The organism is Chryseobacterium sp. CS3K3.1 (assembly GCF_059515165.1).
This window is the reverse complement of sequence record NZ_JCAKRV010000010.1, coordinates 140,692-156,056: the sequence shown is the minus strand read 5'-3', so window position 1 is coordinate 156,056 and position 15,365 is coordinate 140,692. Positions and strand designations below refer to the sequence as shown.

10 protein-coding genes are annotated in these 15,365 nt (G+C 36.6%); 5 read left to right on the top strand and 5 right to left on the bottom strand.

The window, feature by feature from the left end; translation table 11 throughout:
- The first annotated feature begins 162 nt into the window (after nucleotides 1–162).
- The 3 genes from AC5YGI_RS11670 to AC5YGI_RS11660 all read left to right on the top strand — a co-directional run bounded on the left by AC5YGI_RS11670 (nucleotide 163) and on the right by AC5YGI_RS11660 (nucleotide 1,859).
- Nucleotides 163–954, top strand: a complete 792-nt coding sequence (locus tag AC5YGI_RS11670; RefSeq protein ID WP_496168407.1) for a helix-turn-helix domain-containing protein — start codon at nucleotides 163–165, stop codon at nucleotides 952–954.
- A 112-nt stretch (nucleotides 955–1,066) separates the two neighbouring features.
- Nucleotides 1,067–1,486 (top strand): DoxX family membrane protein, encoded by a 420-nt coding sequence (locus AC5YGI_RS11665; RefSeq protein WP_496168405.1) that lies wholly within the window; start codon nucleotides 1,067–1,069, stop codon nucleotides 1,484–1,486.
- A 19-nt stretch (nucleotides 1,487–1,505) separates the two neighbouring features.
- Nucleotides 1,506–1,859 carry a cupin domain-containing protein gene (locus tag AC5YGI_RS11660; RefSeq protein ID WP_496168404.1) on the top strand — a complete coding sequence of 118 codons (354 nt, stop codon included), beginning with the start codon at nucleotides 1,506–1,508 and terminating at the stop codon, nucleotides 1,857–1,859.
- A gap of 71 nt (nucleotides 1,860–1,930) precedes the next feature.
- Here AC5YGI_RS11660 and AC5YGI_RS11655 read toward each other — a convergent pair whose 3' ends face one another.
- From AC5YGI_RS11655 to AC5YGI_RS11635, 5 genes are all read right to left on the bottom strand, one after another.
- Nucleotides 1,931–3,040, bottom strand: a complete 1,110-nt coding sequence (locus tag AC5YGI_RS11655; protein WP_496168403.1) for a heparan-alpha-glucosaminide N-acetyltransferase domain-containing protein — start codon at nucleotides 3,038–3,040, stop codon at nucleotides 1,931–1,933.
- Between the two features lie 395 nt (nucleotides 3,041–3,435).
- Nucleotides 3,436–4,386 (bottom strand): BPSS1187 family protein, encoded by a 951-nt coding sequence (locus tag AC5YGI_RS11650; protein ID WP_496168402.1) that lies wholly within the window; start codon nucleotides 4,384–4,386, stop codon nucleotides 3,436–3,438.
- A gap of 45 nt (nucleotides 4,387–4,431) precedes the next feature.
- On the bottom strand, nucleotides 4,432–5,187 hold the full coding sequence (locus tag AC5YGI_RS11645; protein WP_496168401.1) for an aspartate/glutamate racemase family protein: 756 nt from the start codon (nucleotides 5,185–5,187) through the stop codon (nucleotides 4,432–4,434).
- A gap of 366 nt (nucleotides 5,188–5,553) precedes the next feature.
- Nucleotides 5,554–7,509 carry a beta strand repeat-containing protein gene (locus AC5YGI_RS11640; RefSeq protein ID WP_496168400.1) on the bottom strand — a complete coding sequence of 652 codons (1,956 nt, stop codon included), beginning with the start codon at nucleotides 7,507–7,509 and terminating at the stop codon, nucleotides 5,554–5,556.
- 595 nt (nucleotides 7,510–8,104) lie between these two features.
- The gene (locus tag AC5YGI_RS11635) at nucleotides 8,105–9,562 is read right to left on the bottom strand and encodes a hypothetical protein (RefSeq protein ID WP_496168398.1); all 1,458 of its coding nucleotides are present in this window, start codon (nucleotides 9,560–9,562) and stop codon (nucleotides 8,105–8,107) included.
- Nucleotides 9,563–10,729: 1,167 nt separating this feature from the next.
- Between AC5YGI_RS11635 and AC5YGI_RS11630 the strand changes: the two genes are divergently transcribed.
- Both AC5YGI_RS11630 and AC5YGI_RS11625 read left to right on the top strand, forming a co-directional pair.
- Nucleotides 10,730–12,226: a phage tail-like protein gene (locus AC5YGI_RS11630; RefSeq protein ID WP_496168397.1), complete on the top strand. Its 1,497-nt coding sequence runs from the start codon at nucleotides 10,730–10,732 to the stop codon at nucleotides 12,224–12,226.
- Nucleotides 12,227–13,415: 1,189 nt separating this feature from the next.
- Nucleotides 13,416–15,263 (top strand): phage tail-like protein, encoded by a 1,848-nt coding sequence (locus AC5YGI_RS11625; protein WP_496168396.1) that lies wholly within the window; start codon nucleotides 13,416–13,418, stop codon nucleotides 15,261–15,263.
- Nucleotides 15,264–15,365 lie beyond the last annotated feature (102 nt).

Here is a 15,365-nt window from a genome sequence, read left to right as displayed (position 1 = left end):
GGTGTTTTATTTTTCATTATTTCTATACATCATTATAGCTAGCATTATGAGTGAGCTGTGTACCTATAATTACAGTTGTAGCTTCATCAAAAGGATTTTTACAATATCCGTTTTGTTCCATCCAGTGACATCAATTTGATATTCACCTTTAACAGATCTGAAATGATTAAAATAAGAAAATACTCCAACCAGGCAGGATATCCTGAACCGCGACGGGTCATCAGATACACCTTATTCTGGTGCCAGTCCGGAAATGCAGAAATTCTGATTGACGAACATATTTTTGTGATGAAAACCGGTCAGGTTGTAACCATTACTTCAGGACAGTTTCATCAGTTAAAATCAGTAGAAGGAGAATTGACTGCATTGGAATTTACGCTGGATTTTTTCTGTAAAAGTGATAGTGATATTGAACTTATCTTCCACAATGGTCTCTTTTGCCATTTTGGAATGAATGAAATGATCACTGTACAGCACCCTGAATTTTTCTCTGAAACATTGAATACTATTGAAAAAGAAATTCTGGAACAGCCTTACCAGTATCTGATCTCTACACATTCTCTGGTGGAATTGCTTCTCGTAGAAATCAACCGCAGTAAAATTGCCCACGGCGATGAAATATGGAAGCCCGATGCTTTATTTTTAAAGTTCCTTGAAAGTATAAGGGCAAATTTTAAAAATAATTATCAGGTCTCTCATTTTGCTGATCTTCTCGGAACTACTGAAGCCAAACTGAATGAGGTTTCAAAGCTTCATACCAGCAAAACGGCCCAGAATGTAATCTACAGCCTCATTATTTCTGAAGCTAAGAGACTTTTGATGTATGAAAAGCTGACTGTAAAAGAAATTGCCTACCAGCTTGGTTTCAATGATCCTTTCTATTTTTCAAATTTCTTTAAAAAACATACTTCACAATCTCCCAAAGAGTATCAGAAAGCGGTAAAGGAAATGTAAAAACTTCCAGCTTCCTTCTCCAATATTACATGCTTTTCCCGGAATTGTCTATTCTTTAGGCGACGGCTTTCGCTGAACTTTGTACTGTAATTAAAACCTAAAAATTATACGTATGAAAACGCAACAGGATACCGCCGTTTTTTTATTAAGAATTGCTCTGGCTGCCGGATTTTTATCAGCAGTAGCAAGCAGGCTGAATCTTTGGGGAACTCAATCTTCAGGCTGGAAAAATTTTGTTCATTATACCGCTGAAACCAATTCATTTTTACCACCATCGTGGTCAGCCATTATTGCAGTATTATCAACCATTGCTGAAGTGTCAATCGGCATTCTGCTTCTTTTGGGTTTTCAGATAAAAAGAACAGCAAGGTACGCCTCTGTGCTCACTTTATTTTTTGCTATAGCCATGAGCATTTCTTTTGGAATTAAAGAACCTCTGGACTATTCAGTCTTCGCATTCAGTGCAGGAGCATTTCTTCTGAGTACATTTTCCCATTATAAATGGAGTTTTGACCATTTCTTACAGCAATAACAATTAAAATTTATATCACATGAACACCAACATCCACGATTACATCGTAAAAACAGAACAGAAAGAATGGCAGCCTTTGATTGAAAAAGGTATTCATTATGACGGTATTTTTGTAAAATCCTTAAAATTTGATCCTGAAAAAAACCGTTCTACCAGTATTCTTTTAAAATTTGAACCGGGAGCCAGCTATCCTTATCATAATCATCCTGCAGGAGAGGAATTATTTATAATGGAAGGTGATGCAACGATTGCAGGAGCCCGGCTTGAAAAAGGAGATTACCTATATACTCCGCCTGATTTCAAGCATTCCGTGAAATCTGAATATGGCTGTACCATTCTTTTTATCGTACCGGAAGAAGTGGAAATTCTTTAAACTGATGACAAACAAAACCACAGTAAACTTTTACCGTGGTTTTATAATTTTAAATGATAAAATGGGAATTGTTATTTCAAAACTGTTTTATCAGTTGATATCGGTCTGAAGCCAATTAAAGTTTTTTTCTTTCTTATGACATCCACCAAAGTCTGTACTGAAAAGGTGAGAATAATATACAACGGGATCAGCATACATACGTATCCGATTTCATGTTGTCGATATCCGAAAATTCCTTTCCCCCACGAGATTAATATCCATTGAATCATGTACATTGAGGTCAGATTTTTACTGCAATATTTGAGAATACGTATAAAACCATTTTCTTTGGCATTTGCCGTAAACATATTAATCAGCCATAAAAACAGTAGTGTCCAGCCTGCAAAATAAAGAACACCGCCAGGGCCCATGTGATAAAAACCATTGTAATGATAATCACCATACAGAAAAACCAGCGGTGCTCCTATGGCAATAAATAACAGTCCGGCATAGAGCATATTTCTAAATATCTGTTGGGTATTGTAGTTCAGCTCCTGAAACCATTTCCCGAAAAACATTCCGATGATGATAAAGGCCATCCATGGAAAAACAGGGAAATAGACATATGCCGGATAATCGGTATTGAAAAGGAGATCCAGAACATAATTGATCACAGGATAGTCCAGGTTCATTCCGCTTACTTCCCTGGATACCAGTGCAACGAATAAACCTATTGCCAGGATAATATATTTATTTTTGACATATTCTCTGATAAATCCTACCAACAACAAGGACATCCCTGCCAGCTGTAAAATATCACCCAATTGTACCAGATATACATACTGCTGTTCTATAGGTACATCCCATCCGTATTTTTGGATAAAATTATCGGGAGCAAAATTAAAAATCACAGGAATCATAAACTTCATAAAGTTCATGAACAACCCTGCAAATACCAGTAAAGCACCCCGTTTTAAAGCACTTTTAAGACTTTGATGACTGGAAGTCATGAAAGTAATTCCCATACAGATCAGGAAAATGGAAGTTCCCCTTCCAAGAAAAACAATAAAACTGCCGACAGCTGTTTCATATTGTGATTTTACATTGGCATACACCAATAAGGTATGTATAATGATCATTCCGATGACACTTATACCTTTTATTACATCCAGAGTAAGGATTCTTTTGTTTTGTAGTTCCATAGTTTTTAATGAGAATGTGAATTAGATGGACAAAATTGTATTCATTAATGATTTTCTTAAATAATATTTTTATTTATTCTAAATAAAAACCAAATATACAAATTAAAACCACTCCTCATAATTCATGAATCAATTTTCATAAAATAGTAATACTTAAACACTTATTTCAGTATAATTACAATAATATCTTCAACACTCAAGTATGTAATTTTCCTTTGAACATCAGAAAATGAAAGTTTAATATTCTATGTCCTTTAATAAAAAAGAGGCTGTCTCAAAAGTACCCCCTCTCTCGGACTCCTGCCTGACAACTTTTGTCATTTAGGAAATTCTCAGAGCGTTAATTTACCTTTTGAGACAGCCTCTTTTATCATATTTAAATTGATAACTTAAAATCATAGCCCCGAACCAAGCATTTTTATCCAGATAGGTTGATACACAGGATTTTTAACTCCTTCCACATGATAAGGATTAGGAGGAGTACGCTTATTGGTGTTTTGAACAATAGGCTGATCTAATGCAAAAACATTCTCTGCAGGAATATGCAGCTCTTTATAAATCTCCGCCAGCTCTTTTGCTGCCACTTCTTTCACATGATAGGTTGCAAAAACATTTTCAGGTGATGTCAGCAATTTTTGGGAATACCAGCCTGCTATCTTTTTCGTTCTGGAATCACTGTAATCCCATCCTCCTGAAAAGCTGATGATTCTTGCCACAGACTCATGCTGAGCGATAAATTCCGCCATTCCTCCACCCTGGGATTGCCCCGCTATGGCAATTTTGCTCCAAACGGGCTTACCTGTGCTCTCATTCAGATATTGGGACCATGCACCATCTTTATCACTTTTCGACAAATACTGTAAAAGTTTTGTCAGACGAGGTATTATGGCATCCTGATACTGATCCGGAATAGGAAGGAAAGTATTATCACCATAAATACGTTTTCTGCGGAACTCCGCTGCACAATCAACATTTTTACTCAAATAACTGCCTTTACAAACCTGTGAAACTCCCGGGGTGCTCATAAAAGAGAGTGCTATAATTCTATATCCCTGGTCTAATGCCGTTTTAAAAAAACTTTGAGGAACGTGATCAGTAGATCCTTTGGTTCCCGTAAGCCAAAGCAATATCTTATTATTTTTAATGCCCTTATCATACATTACGATATGTGCACTGTCCCAATTCTTTACCGAAGGGTCAGCTTCGCTTGGCTTCACTTTGAGTGTTTTATATCCGGAAAAATCGTTAGACGGACTTACCTTTTGTGCTGTCAGATTTTCGGGCAAACTTACCATAAACAACAAAATACATATCACCGTGGTGAATATTGAGGTCTTTTTTTCCATAGTATTTACAATTAAATTAAACAAATAAAACTCTATAACTAAGCACTAAAAATCAGAATCCAGGATAAAATCTACTCCCATCTGAGCGTGCAATAATGTGGTATTGAATATGGGTATCTTAATATCATTCGGACCGATAATAAGTGGGAATTCGGTACATCCCAATATGATGCCTTCAGCCCCCATCGTTTCCAGCATTACAATCTGATCCAGTATATATTTTTTTGTTTCAGGTTTTAAAATACCAAGAGACAGTTCTTTTTGTATAATGGTGTGAAGTCTTTCTCTGTCTTTCTTTTTATCGGGTACTATCATATCAATATCATATTTATCTTTTAGGATTTTTGCAATAAATGGCTCCTCCATGGTAAATATTGTTCCAATAAACCCAACCTTCCGAAGACCCTTCTTTCTGATCTCAGCACCTGTTGCATCTCCGATATGCAGTATGGGAATCCTGCTGTGGGCCTGTACATCATGATACACTTTATGGGGGGTATTAGCACAAAACATTGCTGCATAGGCTCCGGCTTTATATAATTGATCACAGGCTTCAATCAGCATTCCTGCTATGATGTCCCAACGGTCCGATCGTTGTAATTGATGCATATAATACTGATCAAGATTTATTACTACAAGAGGAGGATTAGTATTATTACCGAAATGATCATTGATGGTTTGATTCAGGTACATGTAATATTCAAGCGTTGAATGCCAGGAAAGACCTCCGATAAGACCTAATTTTCGTAATCGGGAAGGATGCAGAGGACAATCTATAGAACTTATATTATAATTAGTCATAAATCTGTAGAATTTTTTTTATGATATAGATGTGATATAAAATTTGACAGTATTTACAATTTCAGTTATTATAATTTTAATAGTTACACCGAAGTACGACCTGTCATTATCTCTGGAAAATTAGCCAGCTGTACTTTACTGTAAATTCTGTTCGCTTCTAATTCGCTGTTAATAAATAAGCTATACCCAAAAGTATAGCTTATCCTTTATGACAATTTTAATGTCAAAAATGACCAAATACAAATCCGATTCTTTAAAAGATCATGCTATAGATTTTCAATAAATAAGAAATTCCTGTCTTCTATAATTTAATAAATTAAATCAAAACATTGGTTTTTCTATACTTTTATAATATATGTCACTTTTTTATTTCCCTAAATAAACAAACATATTGACACTTAAACTTTGAGGCTGTATGTTGATGGACTGCTGTGCTACGCCACCATTTACACTATTCGTGGTAAATGAATGGGAGTGCGGATTTTGGTGTAATACATTAGTATTAACATGATCAAGATTTCTCGTACCTGTACCAATTTTACCGGCTAAGAAGGTATATGAATAAGCATCAGTTGCCGGTTTACCATTGTTATTGATAATATCATACTTTATAGTAGGCTCAGCTGAACTGGTGGTACCAGATAACTGAAAATTAGGCAATTGATTCCTTGCTATCACACGGGAGTTATTGCTGTTAATACTTCCCAATCTTGTACCGTCCTGTACTAAGTAAGAGTTGCTGGCATTAGGAATATATGATGAAAATCCTAATGAATTTGCAGCGGCTCTTTGAGTAGTGGTCAAACCTCCTACTGGTCTTCCATCAAGTTTTACCCATCCACTGTGATCAAATACCGAAAAACTTGCCTTAATATCTCCAATATTAGCTGAACTTACCCCAACAGTACCTCCATCGGTAGATCTCCAGTTTGAATTACTGAAAACATATTCCAATGCTTTACCATTAGGAACGGTAACCCCATTCAGTGTTGCTCCGAATCCTCCTGAAGTATTGTTAAACACAACAAGTCTCTGACCAGCATTAGGCGCTGCAAATGCATTAATGGTAATTGTTCCTGTAGCAGTACCGGTAAGCTGAACCTGACCTACATTAGGTGGAACCGTTACAGTATTACCGGAAACAGCTAATACAATTTCACGGTTGGTAATCGCTCCATTAACATCCAGTGCTGTACCCGGAGTTGTGTTAATACCTACATTTCCCCCCTCCGGGTTCAACACCAAAGGAAGTCCTGCAGCAGCTGTTTTGTTCTGGCTTGAAATATAAGATCCATAAGGAGAGTTTGCATAGGTTCCGAAATCAAGAGCATGATTACTGCTTCCATCAACCCGAAGCGTGGCATTGGTAGTTGCTGTCCCTTGTGCAGAAGGCTGTGCATTACTCCCGGCTATCACCAGTTTATTAGTGGGAGTCACAGTTCCTACTCCAACATTTCCTCCTGAGGTAATAGTCATTTTTTGAGTATTATTGGTAGTAAATCTCAGATCATTGGCTGTAGTGGTTCCCACAGAAACTACACCTCCTCCGATATATGTTTTTAAGTTCACTGTACCATTGGTATGATTTAATCCAAAACTGTTATCAGGGGTACTGATGGTAAGTTTGGTATCAGGTGTTGTAGTACCAAGACCTACACGGTCATTGGCAGCATCTACGGATAAGGTATTTCCATCTACAGAAAAAGCATTGGTCTGCGTTCCGGTAAATGCTAAGGTATTGGCTCCCTGTGTTACGATCCTGTTACCGGTAAGGGTACCGTCAGCCGTATAAATATTAGTAGAAGTTGTTCCTGAACCACCATCAGTAGATCTCCACCCAGAGTTACTGTATACATATTCCAAAGCCTTACCATTGGGAATAGTAACACCACCCAATGTAGCACCAAATCCACCTGTTGTATTATTATAAACAATAAGACGCTGCCCCGGGTTAGGAGCGGCAGGTGCAGTAATAACAACTGCACTGGTAGCAGCTCCCGTAAGCTGTACCAAACTTACATTAGCCGGAATAGTAACAGCATTGCCTGCAACGGCTAAAGCGGTTTCACGGTTGGTAATGGCTCCGTTCACATCCAATGTGGTACCAGGAGCGATAAGCCCCAGTCCCAGATTACCATTAGGAGTCATCACCAGATCATCTTTAGCCTGAGCGGAAGTAGGCACTCCACTTGTTGGATTATTTTTCATCCCATCAACACTAAATATACCCTGAGGATTACTGGTATTGATCCCCACCTGTGATTTCGCTGCCAGTGAAAACATAATAAATATGCTTGTTAATAATAATTTTTTTTTCATCATTTGTGTATTAATTAATTTGAATAAATTAGTTAGTAATAAAAGTCATTTGTGTTGTGAATGGGGCCATAAAATTTGCCAGTGCAATATTAGAACACTTAAAAATAAAATTCATCTTTTAGATCTACATCATCCATACAACACGATACATCATTTATGCATCACGGAGAAAATCTACATAAGCAAGAATCAATAACATGCACGAAATCAACAGATTTAAAATCTGTCTCTCTATACTTAAATAAACTGTTTGTTTTTTCATCCATAATAAAAAAACTATCCTATTCATATCAAAAAACGAGGATGCTCTACATTAAGTAATAAATGCAGAACTAATGGACAACTGTACCGGATGTAAGTGCCAGCAACAAAACGTTCAAAACGATAGTTTGTATATTCAAAGAATGTAACAGTCAAGCTAATCAAAAAAGTGATTATCAAGGTTACCAATACGAATATTGTACGAGAAGGGAAATAGAAATAGCAAGTCTTATTATGACAAATCTATAAAGGTTAAACAAACCTACAGAAAAGCAATAATAAAAACCTGCTCCCATGTTTCTCTGAAATTTTATTCAGTTACACTAAATTAACATTTCTAAGGCTCCAATATAGATCTGAAAAAAAGATACAGATTGGTCTCGCTTTCCAGATTCAGTTTTTTACGTATTCTGTACTTTTTTGTCTGTACAGATCTATGCTCCATAGAGACACACTGAGCAATTTCCTTTGATGAAAAGCCTAGCCATATCATGGCACAAAAAGTTAAATCCGATTTGGAAAGATTAGGATTTATTTTCAACAACTCCCTGAATAATTCCGGATATGCTTCCTGGAATTTAGGAAAAAAATCAGCTTTTTTTTCTCTGGCAAGCTGAATGACATTCTCATAATTTTCGCTGAGTTTTCTTTTCAGGTCTGTAGTTTCTTTTCCTATTTCAAAAATTATTTTTTCACTTTCCGCCAGCTTCTTTTTCTTTTTTCTGACATGCAAATAAAAGTAAATGGTAACTAAAATAATTAACAGCATTAAGATACCACTATACCATAATGTGGTATTATTTTGACTTTTAAATTGGACCTTTTCCTTTTCTCTATCTTTATTCAGTTTGTTGATGGAAAGATTTACTGCTTGATTCTGGTTGGCATCAAGGCTGTCCTGCAATGAGATTGCTTTGTTCAGATATTCATTTTCTTTATCAGGATTTCCCTCTTTTTTATAAAGTACAGACAACTCCTTATAATTGCCAAGAATAAGTTTTGGTCTGTTGACCTGTTTTGCAAATCCAATCGACTTCGTAAATGTATCGATGGCCTCACTGATTTTTCCCTGACTGTTCAGAAATATTCCATAATTCTGTAAAACAACAGCTCTCTGGAATTTGTTATGTTTAAATTTTTTGGTTTCTAAAAGCACAAAAGCCTTTTGAAAGTAATATCTGGCAGAATCAGGTTTCGCTTCAAATACGGTATAATGATGGGCAACATTAGCTACATCGAGAGGATTTGCCTCTATTTTCATAGCTTTATGCAGGTAAATAATGCCCGAGTCAGGACGGTCAACTTTATACATGAAGACAGATCTGGTTGAATAGACATAGCGTAAAAACAGACGGCAGTCCCGGTTATCTTTTCTCAGCTTCAGACCATACTCCATAGCTTTTGAATTGTATTCCAAAGCCAGCTTACTCACGTCCATCTTACTATAAACCTGGGCATACTCCTGATTGATTTTACCAAAAAGAAAATTATTATTGCTTTTCCCGGATATATCTTCAGCCTTGTTTAAATATTCCAACCCTTTCTTTAAATCCTCCCCAAATATATACCGGTTCGCAATATTGGCATATCCCATTGCCTCTCCTTCACGGTAGCCAATCCGAACCGCTTCCTTTATAATTGCTTTATTCCAACGGATAAGATCATCGTCAGATATTCTTGTCCGAAGTACTTCGTTTGTTTTTATCAGTAAAGTATCAATATTCCTTTCCGTATATCGTTGTGAAAATAATTCCGAACAACATATTATGAAGGAAAATAAAATAATTTTATTCATATTTTTTAAAAAAAACATAATAACAAGTTGCTGATTAAAGATAAAAAAATACTTATCATGACCAAATAAAATTATTATGATTAGTATATCAGATCAATATTTCCAATTTGTAAAAACAGCAGTATTTCAAGAGAAATAAGCAACAGCTTCCTATCGATGATAATTTACTGCTCTGTAACATAGCATTACTCCTTTTTTGAACGTTATCTTTTCTCTGCTTTTATTTACACGGATAACAAGATTTGGAATACATCAGAACATCTGTGACCTCCCGTTTTCGCTTCATATCATTAATGAATTTCAACTTCTCCTTTTTTTGCTTTAAAGAATGATCAACCGTACTATGCAGGATTTTGGCATATTCCTTTAAAATTCTACTGCATAGGTCAGTTTCTTTTGCCCATAAAAGCAGCATCAAAAAACTTATTAATTTCATCCTTTTGTTGATATTCCTTTTTCGCAAAGTCCGGAATTTCACGAAGAGATCAAGAGTTCATTTTTCTGATACACATATCTATTTTATTTTTTGGCAAGGTTAAAAAAAAGTGAGAAAAAATGCATAATAACAACATACAGCGTAGATACATCATCCTCCCAAACCATTATGAATAAAGGGTTACAAAATTCGGTACAACTTCACTACATCTTCAACAAGTGCATTCGATTTCCACCTGAAAGCAAAAAATTCCGGACTCAAATCAACATGTGCTTACAACAGATGTAAAGATGATCAAAACATAATTAGCTGTCTCTTTACTAATTTAAATCAATAACCTACTCTTAATAATAATTTCTCCACCATAAATCATGATTTGAATTATACCGGCAAATCTATCTGTATTGTCAACCTCTTTTAGCAAACTGATAGAAAGCGACAAAGATAAAAAACAAAGATAGTATTTTCATCATTAATTCACTTAATTGTGGTTTAATTTATTAAAGTTTTTTCCCCTAGAAAGCTTATTTTTTCAACATAAACACAAAAATGATGTATATAAGATAGACCTATGTTGTATCTATGATGAGTACATAATATGCTTACAATTTCCACCAAGCATTACCTTTGCATCCAATCCATAATAATTCAACACACAGATATATAGTGCGGTAAAATGTTCACTGCTATTATAACTGTTGAAACAAGAAAATTATTAATTAACACATATTATGAAAAAAAATTTATTCGTAGTAGGATTACTTGCTACCTTTTCATTGGCAAAATCACAGGTGGGGATTAACACCCCAACCCCCGCTGCAACACTTGATGTAACTGCTAAAAACAGTACCGGTACCGGTACAACAGTAGAAGGATTACTTATTCCAAGAGTAGACAGACAAAAAGCTCAGAGTATGACCGGGGTTCCAACATCCACACTGATCTATGTAAACAGTATTGCTACAGGAACTACTGCAGGTACTGCTGTGAACATTGATACCGTTGGCTATTATTATTACAATGGTACCGTATGGACAAAGCTGAGCACTCCTGTTAATATTTACAATGCAGATGGCACGCTTACCGGCAACAGAACAGTAACTCAGGGTACCAATACCTTAGCATTTACAGGAACCCAGACCAATGCTTTTTCTGTAGATGGAACCACCTTATCTGTAGATGCGGCCAATGACCGTGTAGGTCTTGGTACTGCAACACCAGACACCAAACTGACCATCAGCACCCCGGATAACAGCTTTGGTTTAAATCATACCAATGGTACAGTGAATCTGAAAACGTTTGTCGGAGGAGGAGTAGCCTCCGTGGGAACCACTACAGCAAACGACCTGAGATTTACAACGAATAATACTCAAAAAATGACTATTACTCCAGCAGGAGATGTAGGTATAGGTACTGTCACACCCGACACTAAGCTTACCATCAGTACAGGAGATAACAGCTTTGGACTGAATCATACCAATGGTACAGTGAATCTGAAAACATATATCGGAGCTGGAGCAGGTTATGTGGGGACTACTACTTCAAATAATCTGAACCTGATGACTAATAACAGCGCAAAAGTGGTAGTTACTCCTGCCGGGAATGTAGGGGTAGGAGTAAGTACACCGGACAGTTCGGCATTACTGGATCTTAATGCAGCCAATAAAGGGCTTTTACTGCCAAGGGTATCCCTGTCCTCCCCATCGGATGCCAGTACGGTTCCTTCGCCTGCCACCGGACTTATGGTGTATAATAATAACACAGCCATGTCGCCTCAAGGTGCGGGAGTTTATTATAACGGCGGAACTCCGGCAGCACCGGACTGGGGTAAAATAGGACCTGTTTCAAAAATGTATTTTAAATATTATGCATTCTCGAATCCTAATGGAGATTATATCTCTAATTTTGATACCAAAATACCAACAAGTAAATATACAGCTATTGTGGTGGGATTTGATACCAGTAATCATACCTTTACAACCTCAGGGTTTAAAAACAGCTATAGCGGTTATGATTTTCAAACACCGGATATTTATACTTTCCAGCAAAATGGTACCTGGAGAATATACGCTGACGTTCCCAATGCGACAATTAATGGTGCTGCAAGTTTTTACTGGGGTGTCAGACTGTTAATTATTTCCAATGAACAAATGTCCGTACTTTCTAATGCTGTTTATGATTTAGGAGGTAGCAATACCGGAGCCGCAACGGCATCCCCTGTTCCTTAGTAGTGACAAAGATGTAAGTGAGATGGAATATATTCCTGATATAATACTCCTCAAAAATATTTTGAGGGGTATTTTTATGTATTAACCTATCCCTTTTCAGTAATGAGGCTGTTTACACTTTTGTATGCATTTTTTACTTTGTGAAACCATTGATTTTCATCTTATATGAACTTTTCTGTAGTCTCATTTTTAAACTTACTTAATTGAACACAGGTGTTTTTAAATCCACCCATTTGTGTTTTTGTGACTTTTGCGGTTTTGTAAAGTTTAAACAACTTTAATAATAGCTTTGACAGATTCAGCCTGAAAGATTAAAAATTCCTGTGGGTATCCGGGTTGTCAACATGAGCAAGCCGAAGGATTATCAATAAACAAACCTTTGTTAATCATTACTGAGCAACAAAGAGATAAGTCGATAATTATTAAACCTGAATGATATTAATATTCTCAGGTACCTTTCATCCAGGTTTGTATTTTATATTTTAAAATGCGCAGCAATCACTTTCAGACTTTTTAAACCGGTATCCCATTCAAAATAAATCCTGATATATAATTCCATCAATGTCTGGTGGTCTATAGGAGAATATCCGCTACAACCATAATTTTTTTTAAAAATAAAAAACTAAATGCCTTTAAAAAGGGATTAAAGACCGCTAAAATATGAAATTTCTAAGGTTTAAATAAAAAACATATCACGCATAACAGATTAATTATTTCACACAACAATGATAATACAAAGTATAAAATACAGGAGTTGCATCTAAATGATGTATGTATGATGTACGTATGTTGTATGTGAAAAATATACTACAGCCTTAAATAAGCTTATTTTTGTTAAAGATATTAAGGATATTATGAATATTACGCAATAAGCTAAAGTCCAGAGAAACTCATACCACGCAGCATGATTTATATTTTGTTTAACCATTTAACCGTTGAAAAATAGCAGCACGAAAAACGATACATATTTATCTGAGAGAATAGTTGAATGTCGATAAGTTACTTTTATTCATATAAATGATACAAGCATGTTAAAGATGTAGTCCTGAACTTTTAGAAAAAAACTATTGTTCCATAAACACAAAGAACATATAATAGATACAATGTAAACACACTCTGTTGCTAAGATGGAGTCCGTGACAAAAAAAAAGAGATATTAATTTATTTTAATCTTAATTTCTTATATATTATGAAAAAAAATTTATTACTAGCAGGCTTGCTTACCACCTTTTCTCTGGTGGCAAAATCACAAGTGGGGATCAATACCAGTAATCCTCAGGGAATATTTAATATTGACGGATTAAAAAATAATCCGACAACGGGGGTGCCTACCGCTGTTCAGGCGACTGATGACCTGGTGGTGACTCCTAATGGTAACCTTGGACTGGGACTTATTGCTCCCGGTACCACATTGGATGTGAACGGAGCCATTACCAACCGTGAAACCGCTTTAGCCGTTGCAGGTAATGCTGTGACTATTCCTGCCAATGTAAGCCAGGTACAACTTACCGGTGCTGCTACTGCAACCGTAACGATTACTGCCCCTGTTCCTCCCAATGCAGGACAGCGAATCATTGTCTATAATAACACAACAGGAGGTTTTGGAGCCTCATTGGGTGGTGTTACCATTCCCAATGGTAAGGCTTTGGAATATGTATACAGTAATTCAGGCTGGAGATCTACGGACGGAGGTTCTGTAGGAGCTGCTGCGGTTAATCTCTACACAGCAGATGGTACGCTTACAGGAAACAGAACGGTAACCCAGGGCGCCAATACCCTGACATTTACAGGAACACAGACTAATGCATTTTCTGTAGATGGCAGCACCTTATCCGTAGACGCTGCCAATGACCGTGTAGGTCTTGGTACCACAACACCTGATACCAAACTTACCATCAGTACTCCCGATAATAGTTTCGGTGTAAATCATACCAATGGTATAGTGAATCTGAAAACGTTTATAGGCGGAGGAGTAGCTTCTCTGGGAACCACTACAGCTAATGACCTGAGGTTTATAACAAATAATACCCAAAAAATGACTGTTACTTCAGGTGGAAATGTTGGAGTGGGAACGGTGACTCCTACCAATAAGCTGGTAGTAACAGGAGCCAATGCACAGCCTTCAGCATTAGGAACAGCCAGTACCAATGCTACGTTTAGAGTGGATGGAAATACCAACCATGCTCTTGACTTCGGAACCTATGCAAACTCTCCTTATGGATCTTATATTTCCAGCCAGAATAAAACTTCAACTACAGGGCTTCCATTAGTATTAAACCCTGTGGGTGGAAATGTCGGGGTAGGTACCAATGCTCCTGATAACTCAGCTTTGCTGGATCTTACTGCTACCAACAGAGGATTTTTGTTACCAAGAGTATCATTAACCTCAATAACAGATGGGACTACTGTTCCCTCACCCGCAAAAGGGCTTATGGTGTATAATTCCAACACTGCATTAACTCCGTATGGAGAAGGACTTTATGTTAATTCAGGAACTTCCGGAGCACCAAACTGGGACAAGCTATCCCCTCAGAAAAGTGATTTTGTATTATCACAGGTAGTGGCCGTCGCAGCAACAACTCCGGTAGATCAGGGTGCTGCAGGAGTGGGTAACATTATAGATACTGTAAATCTGGGTTTAAGTGCTACAGTAGTAGTTCCTCCCAATTCTACCACCAAAATATTAATGACCTACACTGTTCCTATGGGTACTTATCCTTTAAATAACAGTAATACAGTTGTTAATGGGTATTTTGGTATTCGTTTTCTTAAAAACGGTGTAGAAGCACAGGAAGGTTCCCGAAAATATTCTGTACCTTATTCAGATTCCGGGTCACATATGATGAGTGTGTCAGGAAGCTTTTCAGAAACTGTTGTTAACAGTGGATCATCACCTATAAACATAGTATACTCTCTTAATGGCTATGTAGAAGGTACGGTAACAACTACTAGATTTAATATGTGGGCTGCATCAGGGGATAACTTTAACTGGGGTAAAGGATCTTTAAGCGGGACCATATTTGCTAAAGATAACTAATATTAAAAAAGTATAATGATTACTATAAAGGTCTTCTGAAGGAAACTTCAGGAGACCTTTTTGTTTTTATGAATTTAATTTTTGTAAGCTCAAAACACACAA